The sequence below is a fragment of the Nocardia nova genome, from assembly GCF_002933465.1.
Lineage (GTDB): Bacteria > Actinomycetota > Actinomycetes > Mycobacteriales > Mycobacteriaceae > Nocardia > Nocardia nova_B.
This window is the reverse complement of the sequence record NZ_PSZE01000021.1, coordinates 1-18,891: the sequence shown is the minus strand read 5'-3', so window position 1 is coordinate 18,891 and position 18,891 is coordinate 1. Positions and strand designations below refer to the sequence as shown.

Here is an 18,891-nt window from a genome sequence, read left to right as displayed (position 1 = left end):
CTCGCGACACCGACCGGGTGCGGGTGTCCCGCAGAGCGCAGGAGGTGTTGTGAGTTCGAGTTCGGCCAATCGTCCGGCGCGGCTCAATCGGGCGTTGCTCGCGCTTATCGGGCTGGCGCTGATCCTCGTCGGCGCCTATGCCATCCTCGCGCACGCGGGCATGCTGCACTGGGTCGACCGGGATGCGCCGCTGGTGCCCGGTACCGCCGAGCCGTCGCAATGGGTGTTCGTGGCGGTGGTGGCGGGCGCGGTCGTCGTGGGCCTGGCGGCGTTGCGGTGGCTGGCGGCGCAGTTCGCGCGGTTGCCGGCGCGGATGCGCTGGCATATCGGCACGGCCGGCAATGCCGGTGAGACGCTGATGGATTCGAATGTCGCGGCCGCCCCGGTGGCGACCGACATCGAGTCGTACCCGGAGGTGCGGTCGGCGCGGGCCAGGCTGTCGGGACCGGGCGGCGCACCGCACCTGCATCTGGTGGTCACGGCGGAGCCCGATGCGGATCTGACCGCGCTGCGCCGGCGCATTCTCTCCGACGCGGTGAACCGGCTGCGGCAGGCGCTGGAGGTGGATGCCGTACCGGTGTCGCTGGAATTGCGGCTCGCCGATCGCGGCCGCACCGCGCGGGCGAAATAGCGGCCGCTCAGTCGAGGGGCCCGAGAACCCGCTCGACATAGGCGTTGGTGAAGCGCCCCTTGGGGTCCAGCCGCCGTCGCACGTCCTGGAACCGATCCCAGTCCGGATAGCGCCCGCGCAGTGTTTCCGCGGTCTGGAAGTGTCGCTTACCCCAGTGCGGGCGGCCGTGGTAGCGATCGAAAATCGCTTCGCAGGCACGGAAATACGGTTCGTAGTCCATACACCGGTACTGGTGTACGGCGATGTAGCAGGTGTCGCGACCTCCGGCGGGTGACAGGAACGCGTCGTCGGGCGCCACGAACCGCACCTCCGTGGGCATCGGCGAATCGAACTGCTGCCCAACGGCTTTGATCTCGCGAATGGCGTCGACGGCATATTCGCGGGGGATGGCATATTCCATCTCGGTGAAGCGAAACAGCCTGGGGGAGGCGAAGACTCGGTAGGAGCGGTCGATCTGGCGCCGGTAGCTGCCGGCGTAGGCGGCGCCCCGGTGGATCCACGGGATCAGATTCGGCTGCCGGCGCGCGAGGCGGCACAGCGCGTCGAAGGTGTGATTGGACATCAGGATGTCGGCGAACCAGTCCACGGCCTTGGCGCGCGGCTGTTCGGCCAGTGTCACGCGGTTGTTGCGCTTGGTCATCGCCAGCGGGCTGTGCGCGAACATGTAGAACTCGAAATGCTCGTTGCCGTCGACGAATTCGTCGAGTTCGGTCAGCACCTCCTCGACCGGGACGGGCCGCTCGATGCCCTCGAGGACGAACGACGGCACCAGCTGCAACGTCACCGCGGTCACCACACCGAGCGCGCCGAGATTCACCCGCGCCGCGCGCCAGCCGTCGGGGTCGCTGTGCTCGTCGAGTTCGACCACACTGCCGTCGGCGAGCATCAGTTCCACCGAATGGAGTGCGGCGGAGATGTTCTGCAGCGTCGCGCCGGTGCCGTGCGTCGCGGTCGCGGTCGCCCCGGCGATCGACTGCACATCGATGTCGCCGAGGTTGGGGAAGGCGAGACCGAGCGGGTGCAGGGCGGTGCTCAGCGCGTTCAAGGTCGCGCCCGCCTCCACCCGAACCAGGCCGGTGGCGCGGTCGACCTGCAGAATCCGGTTCAGCCCCGAGAGCTGCAGCAGAGTGCCGTGGGTGAGCACTGTGTCGGTGAACGAATGCCCGGCTCCGGCGACGCGCACGGTATGGCCCGCGGCCTCGGCCCGGGCCAGCAGTTCGGCGACGTCGTCGCGTGTGCGCGGAGCGGCGTAGGTGGCCGGCGCGCACCGTTGATCGCCGGCCCAGTTCACCCACGAATTGGTCATGCGTCCAACTTTAGAACATGGCCGAACTGTGCGCCAGCCCTCGTTCGAGCGCGAACGTGTCTGATCACACGTCCACGATTGCGACGTAGTACTTACGTTGCGGGCGGGTCGCTCGGTAACGTTGGTGGATGCGCGGTGCCGATCAGGGAATTACCTTCTGCGGCAGGCGAATACGGCTTCCTTCGCCTGGTCGACGTCCTCGTCGTTCAGGGGTGGAACCGTCAGTTGCTGCCGCGGGATGCACTCGCCGCGCACACCGTCCAGGACGATGCCCATATAGCGACGCCAGAGCTCGGGATTCACCGGCTTGGCGAAGCTTGCGATCGCCTCCACCATGTTGATCATCGCGAAGAAGTCCGACGCGGCGATTCCGGGACGCAGCACGCCCTCGGCGACCGCCTTGTCGAACAAACGGGTGACCATCGGCTTGATCCGTTCGCGGACCGAGACGAAGCGCTCCATGGCGTCGGGCAGTTCGAGCATCACCTCACCGAAGCCGCGGTTACTGGCCATATGTTCGCAGCACCACTCGAACAGCTGGGTCAGGCCGTGCCAGGTGTCGGGATCGGCGTAGGCGGCCTCGGTCGCCTCGGCCATATCGGTGACCGTCTGGTCGAAGACCTCGCCGATGAGCTCCTGCTTGTTCGCGAAGCGCCGATAGACCGTACCCACGCCGACGCCGGCCGCCTCGGCTACATCGTCGAGGGTCACCTCCAGGCCGCGATCGGCGAACAGCTCTCTGGCCGCTCTGAGGATGCGCGCGTGGTTGCGGGCGGCATCGGCGCGCAGGCGCCGGGGAGCGGGAGCGGCCGTGGCGTGATTCACACCGCGATATTACCAAGCTCGGGGATTAACCGGAGGCGCTATCTCCGTTATCGTGATAGCTTTCCATGCAAACGGAGGTATCTCCTCCACTTCTACTTCCATCACAACCCGTCGTCGGACAAGGGGACCCATGACTTCCGCGATCGATCTCGAAAAGAGCCGGTCGGACCTGCCGTCGAGGCATTCGTCCGGCTCCGCGGGCCGCCGTGGCTCGCACGCAATGCGCTGGTGGGTGCTCGCCGTGCTCGGCGTCGCCCAGCTGATGGTCGTGCTGGATGCGACCGTGGTGAATATCGCACTTCCCGAGGCGCAGTTGGACCTCGGCTTCTCCAACGCCGACCGCCAGTGGGTTGTCACCGGTTATGCCCTGGCCTTCGGCAGCCTGCTGCTGCTGGGTGGTCGGCTGAGCGACCTCTTCGGCAGGCGTACGACCTTCATCATCGGATTGGTCGGCTTCGCGGTCGCCTCCGCGGTCGGTGGCGCCGCCAACGGATTCGAAATGCTCGTCGCGGCTCGCGTCGCCCAGGGCGTCTTCGGCGCGCTGCTCGCGCCGGCCGCGCTGTCGCTGCTGACGGTGACCTTCACCGAACCGTCGGAGCGAGCCAAGGCCTTCGGCATCTTCGGTGCCGTTGCCGGTACCGGCGGCGCGCTCGGCCTGCTGCTCGGTGGCGCGCTCACCGAATGGGGCTCATGGCGCTGGGTGATGTACGTCAACCTGATCTTCGCGGCCGTCGCGCTGGTCGGCGCCGTGCTGCTGCTGGCCAAGCACACCGCCGAGCACCGGCCCAAGCTCGACATCCCGGGCACGGTCACGGTCAGTGCCGCCCTGTTCGGCATCGTCTACGGCTTCTCGCACGCGGAATCGCACGGCTGGTCCAACGGACTTACCCTGGCCTTCCTCATCGGCGGCGCGGTGCTGCTGGGCGTGTTCGCGTGGCTCGAGACCCGGGTCGAGCACCCGTTGCTGCCGCTGCGGATCCTGCTCGACCGCACCCGGGCCGGTTCCTACGTGGCGGTGTTCGTCATGGGTATCGGGATGTTCGCGATCTTCCTGTTCCTGACCTACTACATGGAGCTGACGCTCGGGTACTCGCCGATCATGACCGGCGTCGCGTTCCTGCCGATGATCGCGGCGATGATCGTCTCCTCGACCACCGTGCCCTCGCTGCTGCTGCCCAAGATCGGACCGAAGATCACCGTCGCCGCGGGCTTCCTGATCGCGGCCGCCGGGATGGCGTGGCTGACCCGCATCGGACTGGACACCGGCTACGCCTCGCACATTCTCCCGGCGCTGATTCTGCTGGGCCTGGGTCTCGGTGGCGCCATGTCGACCGCCTTCCAGGGGTCGACCGCCGGCGTGCAGCACGAGGATGCCGGTGTGGCATCGGCGATGGTGAACACCAGCCAGCAGGTCGGTGGTTCGATCGGCACCGCGTTGCTGAGCACCATCGCGTCCTCGGCGGCGGCGAACTATCTGTCGGGCCGCCAGCCCAGCCAGCTCGCGGTCGCCGAATCGCTGATCAAGAGCTACACCACCAGCTTCTGGTGGGCGACAGCGATTTTCGTGGTCGGCGCGATCGTCGCGGCGGTGCTGATGCCGAGCACCGCACCGGCCCCGGCCGAGGGCGAGCCGGTGCTGGCGCACTGAGTTCGGCACCTGAGGCCGCGTAGAACGCTGCGGGACAATCGAATAGGGGACAGTGCCCCGGACTCGTGGAGTCCGGGGCACTGTCATGTATCGGCCGATGCCGATGCCGATGCCGATGCCGATGCCGATGCCGATGCCGATGCCGATGGCGGTGCGGGTGCGGGCGAGGGGGCAGGTGCGAAGCCCGCGAACGGCCGTGGAACGCGAAGCCGATGGCCGCACGGGGCGCCACGATGCCGTCGTCTTCGCGTGGTTCGGCGGCTGCCGCCGCGCGCCGCTAGCACGCTCGCCCCGGCCGCCGGTGGTGCTGCAGCTCGGCGGCTGCCGCCGTGGACGGGGCCGCGATCCGCCGGCGCCCATCCGGGCGGGGACCGGTGCACATTCGGTTGTTACTCTCCGTGGCGCCGTGAGCAAACCGATGGCTAGCGACAGGGCGGTGCTGGTGAAGCGGTTCGGCGCGGGTGGCGCCGAGCCGAGTGCGGCTCGCCGGTCGGTGGGTGGGAGCCGAAATAGGGCAGGGTGAATCCGTCGCCCGGACATCCGCCGGTCGGGGCCGCACAGCCGGTGCGGCGAGCCCGCGCGACCCGGATGCCGGCCGCGGCTCGGTCGCTGACAGTTAGCATGGCTCCACGCATTCGGTCGGGCAGGGAGGTGCACCAGGTGGGTTCGCGAACCGGCGCCGCGGTGATGGACACGCCGGAGGAGGCGAGCGTCCTCCGCACGAGTTTTTGCTCGTCGCAAGCGAATCCGTTAGTCTGGACAGCTCTCTGTGGCATATGCGACCGCTGCTCCGCCCGTTCGGACGACGTTCTAGACTGCACGGATCGGGTGTGGCGGGTCCGCCGCTCGGATGGACGGGCGGACGGTGGTGACAGCGCGCGGCGCGGCAGAACGGACAACTGGTACGGCACGACGACAGGGGGTTGGCGATGAGTGAAGCACCGGACGAGTCCGCGATGCAGATCGTCACCGAAGCCGATGCGTGGCAGCCGGATCCACGCTGGAGGTCCGCGGCGCGCTTGACGGTGCTGCTGGGTGAGGACGATCATTACAAGCATCGGCCCCGCTATCACGAGATCGTGCGACGGGCTCGCGACAGCGGGCTGGCCGGAGCCAGCGTCTGGCGCGGTATGGAGGGCTACGGCGTCTCCTCGCGCATCCACACCACCCGCATGCTGGATCTCGCCGAGAACCTGCCCGTGATGGTGATGATCATCGACGATTCGCAGCTGCTGCGCGATTTCGTGGTGGCCAATGCCGAACTCTTCGAATCCGGGACCGTGACCCTGTCCGCGGTCCAGGTGTGGCAGTCGGGCGGGGTGTCGCCGTGATTGTGATGACGAGCCGGGCGCAGGCGCCGAGGAAGGGAGGCCCGAGCATGGCCCACGATCGAGCCGGCCGACCGGCGCGGGCCAGCGATCTCGAGGATCTGCCGCATCTGGTGACGGCGTACTACAGCCGCATCCCCGATCCTGCCGAACTCGCGCAGCAGGTGGCATTCGGTACCTCCGGACATCGCGGTTCGAGCCTCGATTGTGCGTTCAACGAGGCCCATATCCTTGCCATCACGCAGGCGATCGTCGAGTACCGCGCCACCCGCGGCATCACTGGCCCGGTGTATCTGGCTCGCGACACCCACGCGCTCTCGGAACCGGCGTGGACCACCGCGCTGGAGGTGCTGGCCGCCAACGATGTGACCGCCGTGATCGACAGCCGCGGGCGCTACACGCCCACTCCGGCGCTCAGTCACGCTGTGCTGCGCCATAATCGGGGCGGCACCCGTCATCAGGCCGACGGCATCGTGGTCACGCCCTCGCACAATCCGCCCCGCGATGGCGGTTTCAAATACAACCCGCCGCACGGCGGACCGGCCGACACCGTCGCGACCGACGCCATCGCCGACCGCGCCAACGAACTGCTGCGCGGCGGGCTGGCCGGAATCAAACGCACCACGTTGCAGCACGCGCTGGCCACCGGTGTGCAGCGCTACGACTACCTCGACCAGTACATCGCCGATCTGCCGAACGTGTTGAATCTGGACGCCGTGCGCGGCGCCGGAATCCGGCTGGGCGCGGATCCGATGGGCGGCGCGAGCGTCGACTACTGGGAGGAGATCGGCCAGCGCTACGACCTCGAACTCGAGGTCGTCAATCCGTTCGTCGACCCGACCTGGCGGTTCATGACCCTCGACAGCGACGGCAAGATCCGGATGGATCCGTCCTCGCGGTATGCGATGGCCTCGCTGGTGGCGATCCGCGACGACTACGACATCTCCACCGGCAACGATGCCGACGCCGACCGGCACGGCATCGTGACACCCGATGCGGGATTGATGAATCCGAACCACTTCCTGGCGGTGGCGATCGAATATCTGGTCGCGAACCGGATGGGGTGGGACGCGCTGACCAAGATCGGCAAGACCGCGGTGACCTCCTCGATGATCGATCGAGTGGTCGGCGTGCTGGGCCGGCAGACCCACGAGGTGCCGGTCGGCTTCAAATGGTTCGTCCCCGGATTGTTCAGTGGTTCCCTGGCTTTCGGTGGCGAAGAGAGCGCCGGAGCCTCGTTCCTGCGCCACGACGGCACGGTGTGGACCACGGACAAGGACGGCATCCTGCTGGCGCTGCTGGCCGCCGAGATCACCGCGGTCACCGGCCAGAGTCCGTCGGCGCGCTATGCCGAACTCGAAAAGCGGTACGGCACACCGGCTTACGCCCGCATCGACGCCGCCGCGAATGCCGAGCAGAAGCGGCGGCTGGCCGCGCTGACGCCGGACGACATCACCACCACCGAAATCGCCGGGGAATCGGTGCTGTCGGTGCAGACCCGCGCCCGCGGCAACGGCGCGGCGCTGGGCGGGGTGAAGGTGACCACCGAGAACGCGTGGTTCGCCGCGCGCCCGTCGGGCACCGAGGACAAGTACAAGATCTACGCCGAATCCTTCGAAGGGCCCGAACACCTCGCCCGGGTGCAGGCGGCGGCCGAGGAAGTGGTCGGCCGCGCGCTCGGCATCGAGGAGCCAGCGGTCGACTGATTCGCGGACGATGTGGTGAACGATAGTTACGGTGCCGGATCCCGGCTGCCCGCCGAGACCTGGGTGCTGATCGGCGCGGCATTCATCATCGCGCTCGGTTTCGGGCTCGTCGCACCGGCGCTGCCGCAGTTCGCGCGCAGCTTCGGGGTCGGCGTCGCGGCCGCCTCGGCGATCGTCAGCAGTTTCGCCCTGATGCGCCTGCTGTTCGCGCCGGTGAGCGGGCGACTGGTGCAGCGCTTCGGTGAGCGCGCACTGTACCTGGCCGGACTGCTGATCGTGGCGTTGTCCACCGGGGCATGTGCGCTGGCGCAGAGCTATTGGCAGTTGATCGTGCTGCGTTCGCTCGGTGGCGTCGGATCGACCATGTTCACGGTATCTTCGCTGGGCCTGGTCATCCGGTTGTCGCCGCCCGGTGAGCGCGGACGGGTCTCGGGCCTGTGGTCGACCAGTTTCCTGATCGGATCACTGGCCGGGCCACTGCTCGGCGGTGCGCTGAGTGGGCTGGGGTTGCGCGCACCGTTCGCGATCTACGCGGTGGCCCTGCTGGCGGCGAGTGCGGTGGTGTTCTGGAAGTTGCGCGGTTCACACCTGGCCGAACCGGTGGGCGCGGAGCCGACGCCGGTGGTGACCTTCGGCCGGGCGCTGGCGGATCCGGTCTATCGGGCGGTGCTGTGGTCCAACTTCGCCAACGGTGCGGCGGTGTTCGGGGTGCGGATGGCACTGGTTCCGCTACTGGTGGTGGAGGTACTCGACGAGTCGCCGGGGGTCGCCGGGGTGGCGTTGACGGTCTTCGCCGCGGGAAATGCCGCGGTGCTGTTCGCCTCCGGCCGGATGTCGGATCGGTGGGGCCGCAGACCCTTCCTGATCGCCGGCACCCTGGTATGCGCGAGCGGCACGGTCGCGCTGGGTCTCGCGCCGAATCTGGTGTGGCTGCTGGCGGCCTCGTTCGTGGCCGGTCTGGGCTCGGGCATGTACACACCCGCGCAACAGGCGGCCGTCGCCGACGTGATCGGCCCGCGTGCGCGGGGCGGTCCGGTGCTGGCCGGATATCAGATGGCCGCCGATCTGGGCACCGTTCTGGGTCCGATCGGCATCGGGTGGCTGGCACAGCGGGTGTCGTTCGGATTCGCGCTCGCGGTCACCGGTGCGCTGCTGGTGGTGGCCGCGGCCGGGTGGACCGTGGTGCGCGAGCCGCTGCGGCAGCATCTGGTCAGCGCGGCCGCGGACTGATTCCGCTTCACGAAAGTCACTGTGTACCACGAAAGTCACTGTGCACAAGGAACTTCCGGGATGTCAGCGGATGGTGCCGACACCCGGGACGAGGGGCAGGTCCAGTGGTGTCACCCAACCGGGTGGCAGGGCGTTGACCGCGGGAACGGCGTTCAGCGCCCGCATACCGGTGGCGAGGCAGCCGGCCACCGCGGGTGTGCGCCCGGATCCGTCGGTGAACCGGAAGGAGGTTTCCTGAGAAATGGACGGCGAGCCGACGATATCGACGCGATACACATCGTCGTTCGTGCCGGCGGGCCAGTCCGGGGCCGCGTCGGTGCCGATGCGGTTGACGTGTTCCAGCGTGATGACCTCGCGGCCGTGGTAGACGCCGTTGATGGTGAACCGGATGGCGGCGACGTTGCCGGCCGCGACGACGCCCTTCGCGGACGGACGATCCACAGGCGTCACCCACTTCTCCCACGTGGTGGTGACGGCGTCGAGTTCGATGCCCACGGCGGTCGCGATCATCGGCACGGTGGCGCCCCACGCCATGATCAGCAGATCGGGAATCTCCAGCATGGCCTGGAATTCCGGCGGCCGCCCTATACCCATCTCGATCTCGTAGTCGCCTTCGTAGGCGGTGTAGTCGAGCAGCTCCGAGGCGCGCACCGACTCCACCTCCCCGCACAGGCCCAGCAGGGTCATCGGGAACAGGTCGTTGGCGAAGCCGGGATCGATACCGGTGGTGAAGCAGGACGCGCCACCCGCGGCGCAGGCCGCGGTGATCGGATCGCGCCAGGCGGCGGGGGTCTGCGCCATATCCGGCCACACCCACGGTGTCATCGCGGTGGAGCACACGTCGATTCCCGCCCGCAGGAACGACCCGATGACCCGGATGTTCTCGTCGGCGAACTGTGCGGTCGGCCCGTAGTGCACCACCGCATCGGGGCGCAGCGCGATCAGTTCCTCCACCGAATCCGTGGCGCGGATACCGGTTTCCCCGCCGCCGCACAGCAGGCCGGCGTCGCGCCCGACCTTGTCCGGGTTGCTGACGCCGACGCCCACGAGTTCGAAGAGTGGATGGCGGATGATCTCGGCGAGCACCATGGAGCCCACCACACCGGTACCCCAGAGGACGATTCGCTTCTTCGCGTTGGTCACCGGAACTCCTTGCAGCCGTGAGTGTTTCAGTTGTGGTATTCGCCGCAGTCGACGGTGAGGATCTGGCCTGTCACGGCGGAGGCGAGGTCGCTGGCGAGGAACAGGGTGGCGCGGGCCACCTCCTCGGGGGCGGCGAGGCGTTTGAGGTCGGTCGGCTCGGCCTTGCGCCGGTAGATTTCCTCGTGGGTGACCCCGTCCTGGGCGGCGAGCCAGTCGAAGTAGGCCTTGTTCACGTCCTCGTAAATGTAGGAGGGCGCGACGCTGTTGACCCGGATGCCACGCGGGCCCAATTCGGTCGCCAGCGACGAGGCCAAATGAGCGAGTGTGCCTTTCGAGAGCTTGTAGCCGGCGTAGATCGGCTCGGAATCGAAACTCACACAGGAATTGAGCATGATGATCGAGCCGCGTGTCGCGGCCAGCGCATCCGCGAACAGCGTCGAAAGTCGCAGTGGCGCGAAGACATTGGTCTCGTTCGCGGTACGCAGGGCGTCCAGTTCGATGCCGGTGATCGGTTCCATCGACGGGATGGCGAAGGCGTTGTTGATCAGGCAGTCGACCCGGCCGAATTCGGCGAGGGCTCGGTCCACCAGCGCCCGCCGCTGCTCTTCGTCGGTGATGTCGGTGGGCACCACCAGTGCCTTGCGGCCGTGGGACCGCACCACCTCGGCCATCTTCTCCAGCCGGCGTTCGGTGCGGCTGACCAGCACCAGGTCCGCGCCCATCCGGGCGGCCTCGGCGCCCAGCGCGCGGCCCAGCCCCGGGCCCACACCCGACAGCACGACGACCTTGCCCTCGAGCAGGGGGAGTGGCCGGTAGGTATCCGCGGTGGCGATCGGCTGGTCGGTAGTGGACACGACTTCTCCTCGGATTCAGCAGTTACAGAATGTAACGACTCAGATGTGACAGACTGTAACGACTGACGCTCGCGCTGACAAGGACGGTTGTGTCGTGAACGCTCGCCATCGACTCGGGCCGCATCGCGATCCGGAGGTGGATCGAGCTGTCCTCGAGGCCGCCCGCGACCTGCTGGTGGAACGCGGCTATGCCGGCGTCTCGATCGATGCGATCGCCACCCGCGCCGGGGTGAGCCGCCCCGCCATCTACCGGCGCTGGCCGTCGAAGGCGCATCTGATCGCACGAGCGGTCTTTCCGGATGTGGGCGGCGAGGACGAGGCGAGCGATCTGATCGAGGAGATCCGCACGGTTATCCGGGGCACGATCCAACTCTTCGGGGCCCGGCCCGCGCGCGAGGCGATGCCCGGGTTGATGACCGAGATGCGGGCGGATTCCGGTCTGTATCAAAAACTCTCGGCACGGCTGGACACGCCGACCCGGCGCGAACTCGCGCGATACCTGGATTCCGGGGCCGTCCGCGGCGGGATCGACTCCGACACGGTGCTGGACATGATCGCCGGCGCCGCGCTGTTCGCCATGTGCATCCGGGATATCGACGATACGGAGGGTTTCGCCCGGTCGCTCGAGGAATTGGTCCTCTATGGATTGGTCGGCGTGCCCGCGAACGAGGCCGAGGAACCGCGAGCGTAGGCGGGCGAAATCCGGTCGCCGGGAAATCGGACGGCCGGATTCCGGTGACAAACCGGTTTTGGCAGAGTGGACGCCGTGAATTCCTCGGATTCGAAATACACCCCGCGACCGATGTCGAACCGCACCACATACGCACTGGGTGCGGTGGCTCTGGTCGTGGTCGCGGTGATCGTGGTGCTCGTCGTGCGCTGGAACAGCGACCATGGTCTGACGGTGCAGGAGGACGGTTACGGCGCCGCGCACGATCCGGCGGTACAGGCACTACTGGATTCCGACGGCGCGATCGTGCTCGGTAAGACCTCGACCGCGAAGACCATCGATATGTTCGAGGATCCGATGTGCCCGTCCTGCGGGGCGCTCGAGCATTACTACGGACAGCAGATCGCCAAAGCGATCGACCAGGGAAAGCTCGCGGTGCGCTATCGATTCGTGAACTTCCTGGATCCCAAGTCCAGCAGTAAGGACTATTCGACCCGCGCGGTGGCCGCGAGCGAATGTGTCGCCGATGCCGGTGACGGCCCGGTGTTTTCGAAGTTCCATATGGCGCTGTTCACCACGAAGCAGCCCAGTGAGGACAACGGCAATCTGACCAACGATCAATTGGCCGCGATCGCCAAGGATTCCGGTGCGTCGGCGGAGGTGCAGTCCTGTATCGCCAAGGGTGACAGGGTGGATTCCGCGCGCAACCACGCCCAGTCGTCGTTGGCGGCGTTGAAGGATGCGGTCGGCCAGGTGCAGACCCCCACCGTGCTCGACGGCGGCAAGAACGTCGATGTGGAAAATTCGGATTGGGTTACCAAGCTCGTGAGCTGATCGCAGTCGCGCGGCGATGTCGCGCTTGTCGAGGTCCCGGCCCGGGCGGTATCCCCAACCGCCCGGCCCGGAGTCGTAGAGCCGGCGCTCAACAGAACTCGTCGTCGCCGAGTAGCACCTCGTAGATGCGATTGCGCGCGTCCGCGATCGCGTTCACGGTGTCACGCAATTGCCCCGCCATGGCGGCATACCCGGTGCCCGCGGCCGTCCGGTCGAGTTCGGATTCCAACCGGAGCCGCAACTTCTCGAGCGCGGCGATCCGTTCCCGCTCCACACCGGCGTCGATAACGGTCGGCGCGGGTGGACGATCCTGGCAAGTCATGGTGTTCGCGGTGTCCTCCGATCACTTGTGTATGCAGTGGTGGAACGAAAGCTGTTCAGCGGCGGTAATTTTCACCGGTCAGGAGGCAATCCTCCGGAGTGCCCTCCGCGAGTCGTCGATGTACCAGAGCGTGTTCTCCGATCGGGTAGGCCGGGTCGAGCGTCGAAACTGGCGCCGCCACAACGGATGTTGTCACCGGGCCGGGGCCGACGACCGGCGTTTCGGTATCCCGGTGTGGAAACAGATAGCGGCTTATCTCGTCGACGGTCGTGTGCACATCCCCGGTCGGACTCGTCCACCGCACCCGATCCGCATCGAGCCGCCGCACCTCCCATCGAGTCTTGTGCTGGACGGTGAGGAGCGCCAAGCGGGAATGATGGGGACACAACGCGAACCGTCCGAGGAGGCCGTGTCGATTTCTCGAGCTGCGGACGGCATCGCCGGGCCGATCCACATCGGTATTGCCCGTGCTCCCCTCCGGCACGGGCACATCGGTTGTCACAGCGGGCATTACGCAGCCCGGGAATGCGCACAGTCCGCCGATTCGGACGGCGGACTCGGCGACGGTGACTGATTCGCCCCGTTCGACGATCCGCCGCGCAAGCTCCGCGTCGATCGGCCCGTAGCCGGCCAGATAGGCAGGCTCCTCGCTCTCCCCGCTCAGGGCTTCAGCGGTGACACCGACCTGGATCAGCGGGCGGCGAGTCCTGGCTCGCCCGGATGCGCGCGGGACCTCCGATGCGGATTGCTCGGAACCTGTTGCGGTGCAGCGCTTTCCCCGACCACAGGCGCAGTCGAGTCGCTCCGCTCCCTCGGCGAGGGCGACGAGTGCGTCGGCGCGGCGTTGCGGCATGGTGCGCGGGTCCTCGGGGCAGACCTCGTATGCCATCTCCCGCAGCCGCATCGCGACCGTTTGGGCCCCGTCCGCGGGCAAGAGCCCGGCCACGACCGCTGCCCCATCCTGGACCGCGGTCAGGCGGATATCGCGGCAGTCCTCGCGCTGTTCGCGCCGGCGCTGCTCACCGGGGCCGTCCAGTCGGCTCAACCAGCGCCGGGCGGTCTGCCGCAGCCGGGCCGGTGTGGTTCGTGCCGCGGCCTCGACCAGCGGAACTTCCACATCGGCGAGCAGATCGCTGGACAGTCCGCGGACATTGTCCACAATGACCTGCACCCGCGACAGATCGATGCGGCCCGACCCGAACGCCTCCCGGGTATGCGGCAAGGTGTCCAGCGCCAGCCCGATATCGATCAGCGCGGCCGCGACCTGCTCGGATACCTGTACCGCCGTCGAGACCTCCGCGGCGGCGAACTCTCCCGCCCGGACCCCGCCCGGCCCGGGAGCGGCGTTGTCGGCGCGATGCCGCCGATACAACTCCCGCACCGCCCGCACCTCCGCCGCCTGGGCGAATGCCGCCGCCCCATGTGCCCGTCGCAGTGCATCGACCAGCCCCTCGTCGCTCATCGCCTGAAGCTCTCTGCCATCGAACATGTGTTCGAGTCTATCGTTCGAACGTGCGTTCCACCACCCCCGCATGCAGGCGATTTGGTGCGCCGAGTCCGGGTGGTGTAACTTCTTTCAAGCACGCGGGGAACACCCCCGAGGTGCGAAAACTTGGGGCTATGGCGCAGCTGGTAGCGCACCACACTGGCAGTGTGGGGGTCAGGGGTTCGAGTCCCCTTAGCTCCACCAAGTTTGCCATTGCGCGAACACTTTTTTCTGCGGCCCTGATCGGCGGTTTTTCGCTGGTCAGGGCCGCAGTTTTGTTTCGGGTGGCCGTTCCCGTGCGGGCGGATGTGCCGTGGGGATCGGTAGGTGTCTGGGGGATGCGGAAGACGGGGATGACGGCGTCGGGGCCGGTGATTTTGATTTCGGCGATCAGCGTTTCAACCAGCGCTTTGCGGGTGTGGTCGGTGCCGGTGGTGATCAGCTCGGTGATGTGGTCGGCGATGCTGGTGAGTGTAGCGGGGTCGGGTCCGGTGGGAGCGGTGGCGAGGGTCGCTGTCAGCTCGTCGCGGCGGTGGGCCAGCTGGCGGCCAGTGGCACGAAGCTGGGTGAGGCGGTCGCCGATGAGTTGTTCGTCCATCGTGCCGTTCTCGAACGCGGTCAGGTAGCGGTCGATCTTGTTGTTGGTGTCGGTGATCTTGACGGTCACGGCTGACAGTTCGGCATGCTGGGCGTCGCGTCCGGCGTGGTGTTCGCGTTGGGCGGCGCTGACCGCTTTCGCGATCAGGGAGTGCTGGGTCCGGAAGAAGGTGGCCAGAGCGTGCAGAATGGCGGGTTCGAGTTCGTCTGCGTTGAGGCGGTAGCCGTTGCAGCGGGTGCTGTCGTAGCGGCTGCGGGTGTGGCAGGTGTAGTAGCGGTAAACCTTGGTCTTGCCGTGGGCGCGAGTGCCGATCATCGCGGTGCCGCGGGACGGGCACCGCATCCGCCCGGTCAGGGTGTAATCGGAGCCATTCGCGCGGCGGTGAGCATGATCCTCGCCCCGCTCGGCCAAAAGGCGGGCAGCTTCGGTGTAGGTGTCGATGTCGATGAGTGGGGGGTGGCAGTCGGCGACGGTGATGTCGCGGAATGAGAGTTCGCCGATGTAGACGGGGTTGGACAGGGTGCGCAGGACTTGATGCCCGGACCAGAGCCGTATTCAATCGGTCGTCGCAACACTGGATTGCCGGAGCGATCGTAGCTGTTCGGTGAAGGGCTCGTCGGGCGTCTTCCAGCCGAGAGTTTTGCGGGGGCGGGTGTTGAGGGCGTGCGCGACGGCTGCGATGTCGCGTGCCGACCATCGGGACAGGTCGGTGCCCTTCGGGAAGTATTGCGCAGAAGACCATTCGTATTTTCGTTGGTGTCGCGTTGCCACGGGCTCTTCGGGTCTGCAAAGTGGACTTTGACGCCGGTGCGAGCGGTGAGGCGGGCGTGGTCGGACAGTTCCTTGCCTCGATCCCAGGTCAGTGACCGGCGCAGCTGTGGCGGCAGCGGGGTGAGAGTCCTGGTGAGAGCATTGGTCATGGTGACAGCGCCGTAGCCGGCCAGGGCGGGCCCGTTCTTGGTGCGCGCGATGGTGCCGTAGCCGGCCTCGCGGGGCAGATGGATCAACATCGTGAACCGGGTGGTCCGCTCGACGAGGGTTCCGATTGCCGAACGCTGTAGCCCAATCACCAGATCCCCCTCCCAGTGCCCGGGAACGACCCGCTCATCGATCTCCTCGGGTCTGTTGGCGATCAGCGTCTCCGTGGTGACGTGCGCCCACGCCTTCTGCCTGGCCCGTGCTCGTGGGACCCGTAGCGCCCGGCCGCGCAGGCATCCGACGAGTGAGCGTTCGAGTCCGCCACGGGATTCGACATAGAGCGCCTGGTAGATCGCCTCATGACTCAGCCGCATCGAATCGTCTTCGGGGAATTCATATTTAAGTCGGTTGGCGATCTGCTCAGGACTCCATGCGGTCACCCATGCTCGATCGCCGCGATGCGGCTTGTTGCGTCCTTTCCACTCTGCCGTCGGCCCGGCCGCGACGCGGCCGTCGGCGCCGCGGACGACACCGGCGAGTCGATCTTGGACGTATCGGCGCAGCCGGTCGTTGACGACCAGTTTCGCGGTCTTGGGGCGCCTGGCACGGCGTTCGGCATGCCACTGCGCGGTCGAGGCCTTGTAATCCAGCCGGTAGGTGCGGGTGGAGGCGTTGCGGCGCAGCTCCCGCGAGATCGTCGACGGTGACCGCCCGAGCCGACGCGCGATCTCGCGCACGCCCGCGTCCTGCGCACGCCACGACGCGATGTCCTCACGCTCGGCCGAGGACAGATACCGACCCGAAACCATCTGAGCCAAACCAGGATTCACGCCGCCAGCATGCCGGAACCATCGGAACCCGACCGGCGAGGACACCCCCCGCTTCCGTCGCAGCGTCCTCGGTCATCGCCCCGCGAGCGATCGCCGCCCAGAACCGGACACGATCCTCCCGCCACGCCACCGTCGGCCGCCCGGGCGAGGCCATCTGCCCCCGATACTCACGAACCATCTTCTGCCGCAGGCCAATTCCCACGTCAACACCTCCAAGATCAAGGTGTTGCGACGATCAGTTGAATACGGCTTGCGACCCGCGATCGGTGTGGACGATGCAGCCGGCGACCTCACCACGGCGGGCGACCGCGTTGTTCAATGCGGTGACCGCCAGCCGGGCCTTCATGCGTGAGTCGATCGAGTAACCGACGATCCGCCCGGAATACATGTCTTTGACCGCGCAAATGTAGAGCTTGCCCTCGCTCGTCCGATGTTCGCTGATATCGCTGAGCCACAAGGTGTTCGGGCGATCCGCGGTGAAGTTGCGGTTGACCAGATCATCGTGAACCGGCGGCCCCGCTTTCGCGCTCTTGCCGCGCCGAGGGCGTTTACCGAACACGCTCCACCACCGGTTGGCCGAGCAGATCCGCCATGCGGTACGCCCGGTCATCGACTCACCCGCCTCAGCGGCTTCGTCGGCCACGCATATACGGGCTCGGCGAGGCCCCGCCGGGATGGATCGTGTCCGTGCTCAGGTGCAGCAGGTGATAGACGATGAACGCCGCGATCGTTACCCCGCCCCAGCGCATCGTGAATGATGCGTAGGTGCGTTGCACGCCGCCGCGTGCCCGGGTGCTCTGGTAGCGCCGGCTGCCGCGGCCGGCGGTCGCCCCACGCGCCCGCCTCCACAGGGTGAAGGCCGCGCAGATGTGGATCACCACGCTCACCACCAGCACGACCAGGACGATCCAGAGCGCGCCTGCGTAGGGCACAAACGGCTCACCGACGGTACGGAGATGATGCGCGTAGTCGTCGAACGCCGCCCGGCCGGATAACGCCTTGAGGTTGCCGTACATGTGGACCAGAAGAAACAGCACCATGATCAGGCCGGACACCGCCATCGATGCCTTCAGCGCCACCGTCGACCGCAGGGCCGCCGCGCGTCGACTCGCCGGGGTCGCCCACCGGACCGTCACCACTGCATTCTAACCTGTTTCGGGAAGCTGGTGCTCGGGTCGAGTGTGGCCGGCGGATTAGGGCCCCATGGACCCAGTCACCATGTGACGAATGGGGGATCCTGTCCCCCGGGACGACCACGGACGTTGGCGAGGCGGTTGCCGGACGGCCGCAGCCCTCAGCCGATCTGCTCCTCGGAAACGTTGGCCTCCCGGTCACAGATCCCTGCCCTGCACCGCCGCGAAAGCCAGCGCGCGCAGGATGTCGGTGGTCAGGGTGATGCCGTGGCTCTCCAGCTTGGTCTGCAGCCGCCGCTCGGCATCCGGGACCGTCTGCGGGCCGTGGATGTGGACCTCGTGGTAGGCGGTCTGCAGGATGTGCGCGAACTCGTCGTGGCTGGGCGTCTGCTCAGTCACGTGTCGGTGCTCCGTGTGCCGGTTGCGGTGAGCTTGTCGTGCTTGGCGGCGATGCTGGCCAGCAGGTTCTTCCAGGACGCGTCGAAGGATTCGGTGCCCGCGCGCTGGAGTCGGGCGGCCAGCGCGTGGTGGTCGATTCCTACGCCGGAGTAGGCGCCCAGGGTCTGTGTCGCGTCGCCGCCGTCGGTGGGCATCAGGGCGTCGACGCGTCCGTGATCGGCGAACGCATGCAGTGTCGCCTCGGGCATGGTGTTGATCGTGAACGGGGCGGCCAGCGCGTTGACGTACAGCGTGTCGGGCGCGTCGGGGTTCTTGGTCGAGGTGCTGGCCCAGAGCAGTCGCTGCGGGCGGGCGCCCTCGTTGGCCAACCGGCCCCAGCGCGGCGAATCGAGCAGGTCTCGGTAGGACCGGTAGGCCCGCGTGGCGACGGCTAGGCCGAGTCGGTCGCGAAGCTCGCCGGGGACCTTGTCGGCCACGGCGGTATCCCAGCGGCTGACGAAGACCGAGCCCACCGAGGGCACGGCGGGGTTCAAGCCGGACCGAACGCGCCGTTCGCTGCCCCGCAGGTAGGCATCGGCCGCGGCCTGGTATTGCTCAGCGGAGAACAGCAGCGTCACGTTGATGGGAAGGCCGGCGAAGGTGCATTCCTCGATGGCGGGCAGTCCCTCGGCGGTGCCGGGGATCTTGATGAACACGTTCGGCCGGCCCGCTCTGGTGTGCAGCGCGGCGGCTTGGGCGATGGTGGCTTTCGTGTCGTGGGCCAGCAGCGGGGAGACCTCGAGGGAGACCCACCCGTCCACACCGTCGGTGCGCTGGTGGACGGGTGCGAACAGGTCTGCGGCGCGGCGCAGGTCATCGAGCGCGAGTTCGAAGAACACCTCCTCGTCGGTCGCGCCGGCCGCTTTGCGGGCGGCGATGTCGTCGTCGTAGTCGGCGCCGGCCTCTATGGCCTTGTCGAAAATCGTCGGGTTGGAGGTGAGCCCGGTGATCGAGTACTCGCCGATGTAGTTCGCGAGCGTTCCGTCATCGA

Annotated in this window: 17 protein-coding genes, 1 tRNA gene and 3 pseudogenes; 9 read left to right on the top strand and 12 right to left on the bottom strand. The window is 67.5% G+C overall.

Annotated elements, in window-relative coordinates; all coding sequences use genetic code 11:
* Nucleotides 1–49 precede the first annotated feature (49 nt).
* Nucleotides 50–631, top strand: a complete 582-nt coding sequence (locus C5E41_RS22670) for an alkaline shock response membrane anchor protein AmaP (RefSeq protein ID WP_104377793.1) — start codon at nucleotides 50–52, stop codon at nucleotides 629–631.
* 7 nt (nucleotides 632–638) lie between these two features.
* On the opposite strand, the gene C5E41_RS22665 is transcribed toward C5E41_RS22670, so the two are convergent.
* Both C5E41_RS22665 and C5E41_RS22660 read right to left on the bottom strand, forming a co-directional pair.
* Complete coding sequence (locus C5E41_RS22665; protein WP_104377792.1) at nucleotides 639–1,937, bottom strand: D-arabinono-1,4-lactone oxidase; 1,299 nt, start codon at nucleotides 1,935–1,937, stop codon at nucleotides 639–641.
* Nucleotides 1,938–2,087: 150 nt separating this feature from the next.
* A complete protein-coding gene (locus C5E41_RS22660) occupies nucleotides 2,088–2,762 on the bottom strand; it encodes a TetR/AcrR family transcriptional regulator (protein ID WP_104377791.1) in 675 nt (224 codons plus the stop codon).
* Between the two features lie 130 nt (nucleotides 2,763–2,892).
* On the opposite strand from C5E41_RS22660, the gene C5E41_RS22655 reads away from it, so the two are divergent.
* The 4 genes from C5E41_RS22655 to C5E41_RS22635 all read left to right on the top strand — a co-directional run bounded on the left by C5E41_RS22655 (nucleotide 2,893) and on the right by C5E41_RS22635 (nucleotide 8,674).
* Entirely contained in the window at nucleotides 2,893–4,410 is a 1,518-nt protein-coding gene (locus tag C5E41_RS22655; RefSeq protein WP_104377790.1) for an MFS transporter, read from the top strand.
* A gap of 929 nt (nucleotides 4,411–5,339) precedes the next feature.
* Nucleotides 5,340–5,741 carry a DUF190 domain-containing protein gene (locus tag C5E41_RS22645; protein WP_081879496.1) on the top strand — a complete coding sequence of 134 codons (402 nt, stop codon included), beginning with the start codon at nucleotides 5,340–5,342 and terminating at the stop codon, nucleotides 5,739–5,741.
* Between the two features lie 47 nt (nucleotides 5,742–5,788).
* Nucleotides 5,789–7,444, top strand: a complete 1,656-nt coding sequence (pgm, locus tag C5E41_RS22640; RefSeq protein WP_104377864.1) for a phosphoglucomutase (alpha-D-glucose-1,6-bisphosphate-dependent) — start codon at nucleotides 5,789–5,791, stop codon at nucleotides 7,442–7,444.
* Nucleotides 7,445–7,459: 15 nt separating this feature from the next.
* Entirely contained in the window at nucleotides 7,460–8,674 is a 1,215-nt protein-coding gene (locus C5E41_RS22635) for an MFS transporter (RefSeq protein WP_104377863.1), read from the top strand.
* Nucleotides 8,675–8,737: 63 nt separating this feature from the next.
* On the opposite strand, the gene C5E41_RS22630 is transcribed toward C5E41_RS22635, so the two are convergent.
* Both C5E41_RS22630 and C5E41_RS22625 read right to left on the bottom strand, forming a co-directional pair.
* Nucleotides 8,738–9,763, bottom strand: a complete 1,026-nt coding sequence (locus C5E41_RS22630; protein ID WP_104377862.1) for an NAD(P)H-dependent amine dehydrogenase family protein — start codon at nucleotides 9,761–9,763, stop codon at nucleotides 8,738–8,740.
* 80 nt (nucleotides 9,764–9,843) lie between these two features.
* Nucleotides 9,844–10,671, bottom strand: a complete 828-nt coding sequence (locus tag C5E41_RS22625) for an SDR family oxidoreductase (protein ID WP_258081177.1) — start codon at nucleotides 10,669–10,671, stop codon at nucleotides 9,844–9,846.
* A 94-nt stretch (nucleotides 10,672–10,765) separates the two neighbouring features.
* Between C5E41_RS22625 and C5E41_RS22620 the strand changes: the two genes are divergently transcribed.
* Both C5E41_RS22620 and C5E41_RS22615 read left to right on the top strand, forming a co-directional pair.
* Nucleotides 10,766–11,362, top strand: a complete 597-nt coding sequence (locus tag C5E41_RS22620) for a TetR/AcrR family transcriptional regulator (RefSeq protein WP_104377788.1) — start codon at nucleotides 10,766–10,768, stop codon at nucleotides 11,360–11,362.
* 75 nt (nucleotides 11,363–11,437) lie between these two features.
* Nucleotides 11,438–12,175, top strand: a complete 738-nt coding sequence (locus C5E41_RS22615) for a DsbA family protein (RefSeq protein WP_258081176.1) — start codon at nucleotides 11,438–11,440, stop codon at nucleotides 12,173–12,175.
* A gap of 88 nt (nucleotides 12,176–12,263) precedes the next feature.
* Here the strand turns inward: C5E41_RS22615 and C5E41_RS22610 are convergent, their stop codons facing one another.
* A complete protein-coding gene (locus C5E41_RS22610) occupies nucleotides 12,264–12,497 on the bottom strand; it encodes a hypothetical protein (RefSeq protein ID WP_104377787.1) in 234 nt (77 codons plus the stop codon).
* Between the two features lie 55 nt (nucleotides 12,498–12,552).
* Complete coding sequence (locus tag C5E41_RS22605; RefSeq protein WP_181063376.1) at nucleotides 12,553–13,986, bottom strand: DUF222 domain-containing protein; 1,434 nt, start codon at nucleotides 13,984–13,986, stop codon at nucleotides 12,553–12,555.
* A 125-nt stretch (nucleotides 13,987–14,111) separates the two neighbouring features.
* Between C5E41_RS22605 and C5E41_RS22600 the strand changes: the two genes are divergently transcribed.
* A tRNA-Ala gene (locus C5E41_RS22600) sits at nucleotides 14,112–14,187 on the top strand.
* 109 nt (nucleotides 14,188–14,296) lie between these two features.
* Complete coding sequence (locus tag C5E41_RS22595) at nucleotides 14,297–14,656, top strand: hypothetical protein (protein WP_104377785.1); 360 nt, start codon at nucleotides 14,297–14,299, stop codon at nucleotides 14,654–14,656.
* A 159-nt stretch (nucleotides 14,657–14,815) separates the two neighbouring features.
* Here the strand turns inward: C5E41_RS22595 and C5E41_RS36010 are convergent.
* The 6 genes and pseudogenes from C5E41_RS36010 to tal form a co-directional block, all read right to left on the bottom strand.
* Nucleotides 14,816–14,896, bottom strand: a pseudogene (locus C5E41_RS36010) (hypothetical protein); the annotation flags it as partial.
* Nucleotides 14,897–15,136: 240 nt separating this feature from the next.
* Nucleotides 15,137–16,507 (bottom strand): annotated as a pseudogene (locus C5E41_RS22580) (IS30 family transposase).
* 72 nt (nucleotides 16,508–16,579) lie between these two features.
* Nucleotides 16,580–16,972 (bottom strand): annotated as a pseudogene (locus C5E41_RS22575) (transposase); the annotation flags it as partial.
* The gene (locus tag C5E41_RS22570; protein ID WP_439956516.1) at nucleotides 16,953–17,408 is read right to left on the bottom strand and encodes a hypothetical protein; all 456 of its coding nucleotides are present in this window, start codon (nucleotides 17,406–17,408) and stop codon (nucleotides 16,953–16,955) included. The pseudogene C5E41_RS22575 and the gene C5E41_RS22570, both read right to left, overlap by 20 nt.
* A 252-nt stretch (nucleotides 17,409–17,660) precedes the next feature.
* Nucleotides 17,661–17,861, bottom strand: a complete 201-nt coding sequence (locus C5E41_RS22565; RefSeq protein ID WP_104377783.1) for a hypothetical protein — start codon at nucleotides 17,859–17,861, stop codon at nucleotides 17,661–17,663.
* Nucleotides 17,858–18,891 (bottom strand): transaldolase (gene tal, locus C5E41_RS22560; RefSeq protein WP_104377782.1); only part of this gene is annotated, 1,034 nt, incomplete at its 5' end. The genes C5E41_RS22565 and tal, both read right to left, overlap by 4 nt.